Origin of the sequence: Legionella sp. km772, from assembly GCF_003989735.1 — a bacterium.
Taxonomy (GTDB): domain Bacteria; phylum Pseudomonadota; class Gammaproteobacteria; order Legionellales; family Legionellaceae; genus Legionella.
Window position 1 is genome coordinate 1 of sequence record NZ_RZGQ01000304.1, and the last position, 1,907, is coordinate 1,907.

The window sequence follows — 1,907 nt, forward strand, 5'->3', positions numbered from 1 at the left end:
AAAATCAAATAATCACTATAAAGATCAAGCATATCCATTTAATTCCCTCCCTAAAATTAAGGGCGGAATTCTAATGCTTTTTAGTCAAACTACAAGTTTATGTGCGTAACATGAGTTAATTTATAAAAAGGAGCAATTTAGAAATGGTTTCAAAATCGATTTTTTATACCCTACCGCTTACTTGTCTGCTGTCAGGTCATGTTGTCGCAGGCACCATGGGCGAGGTCAAAACGTCTATGGATGGTATTTTTTTAGGGCTCGGTGGTAGTTATAACTCCGTTAAATTAGACAGATACTTAGCAGCAACAGGGATTTCACAAGTAAGTTCGGCCGGAGTCAATGTTGCTTCAGGCCTTGCTGGTGGCCCCTCAAGCCCCTTTCATCAAACTCAAACTACTTTTGCCCCTGAAGCTCAAATAGGCTATCTCAGACATTTTAATGACCTCTATTCAGGAGGACTTAAATTTTCATACCGATATTTGGGCATTACTTCCTCTCAAAGTCCAGTAGATAATTTTCAAAGTGGACAATTTGTTACAACCTCAGGTGAAAGCAGCTTCACCGGAAACTATATCGTTAAATCTGCTCAGACCAATATCAATCATGAGCTCTCTTTACTGGGATTTATTGGACAGCATTTTGGAAAATTTAATGTCTATTTGGGAGCAGGCCCTGTTGTTTTTGAAACTCAATCTCATCTCTATGGAATGAATGGGTTTGCAGATATTGATGGTACCCATACTGATATAACAGGATCAGGTACTAACTTCAAAAACACACAATGGATGTGGGGCGGGGCGGGACAATTGGGGTTAAAATACCAACTTGATCCAACCTGGTTCATTGACATAAATTATACTTATGCGCAAACGGGTAGCAATAAATATACGGATAGAACACTATTTACAAATACTCAGGTAATTAACGGAGTATCTTATGTTACTACTGGAGTTGGTTCTGCCCTTTCTTCCCAACAAATTACTGTCCAAGGTATTGGATTAACAGTAAATAAACTGTTTAGTTAAGTAAAATAATAGCCCACTGATAGTTAAAATTTAATTTTAACTGTCAGTAGGGGCTGCCTTTTTGACTTATAGCTCTAGCAGGCACCTCCTACAGAGTTCAAGTATTAGTCCCACCCTTTTAAATTGGGCGGTATACAATTTTCTAAACGTTTTATGGATAGGAGCTATGGCTATTTGAGCGGACTATTCAATAACAATTAATCAGCTATACTAGTCAGGGACTATTAGTTCTTATTAACATGGAGGCTACACATGAAAAAATTTCTAACACTCTGGGCATTAAGCACTATTCTTTGCTCTTCACTGAGTTATGCTGGTGGTTTAATTAAATCGGATGCTTCCTGTAGTGCTCTAGCTAAGGCATGTAAATCAGCTGGTTATACTCGCGGAGGGGAAATGAAATTCTGGCAAGCATGCATGCGACCAGTATTATTAGGACAAACCGTTAAAAACGTCACTACTGATCCAAATCAAGTGAAAGATTGTCGTGATAAAAAAATTGCTGAATTACAACAGCAATTAACCGAATTACAGAATGTAAAATAATTATTTCCTACGCTGTTTAAGCCTCATTTAAACAGCGTCTTACGCTTCTTGTTGACTTATTATCCTCCGCTTATCATAGGACTAAATAAAACAAATTTGTCCAATTTACTTGATTAAATACATATCTTTGTGTTAATATTTAATTCAAATCCTAGGGAAGGAAATGATTATGGAAGAGTGCGATGAGGATGATTTTGACGCCTTAGAACTTCAGGACTGGTTTAGCTAGGTCCGGGGATCTGGAACAAAATTCAGGAAAAATAAGAGCTATTCCCGGTTTGTTAGTTCATTCACCTTACTCTCAGAATGGCTTATCCACAAGTCCATAGGCCAGGA

General features: G+C 37.8%; 2 protein-coding genes. Both read left to right on the forward strand.

What is annotated here, in order from left to right; all coding sequences use genetic code 11:
- Nucleotides 1-143: 143 nt before the first annotated feature.
- Nucleotides 144-1,025 (forward strand): outer membrane protein, encoded by an 882-nt coding sequence (locus ELY15_RS15460; protein ID WP_127101608.1) that lies wholly within the window; start codon nt 144-146, stop codon nt 1,023-1,025.
- Between the two features lie 252 nt (nt 1,026-1,277).
- Entirely contained in the window at nt 1,278-1,571 is a 294-nt protein-coding gene (locus ELY15_RS15465; protein ID WP_127101610.1) for a hypothetical protein, read from the forward strand.
- Nucleotides 1,572-1,907 lie beyond the last annotated feature (336 nt).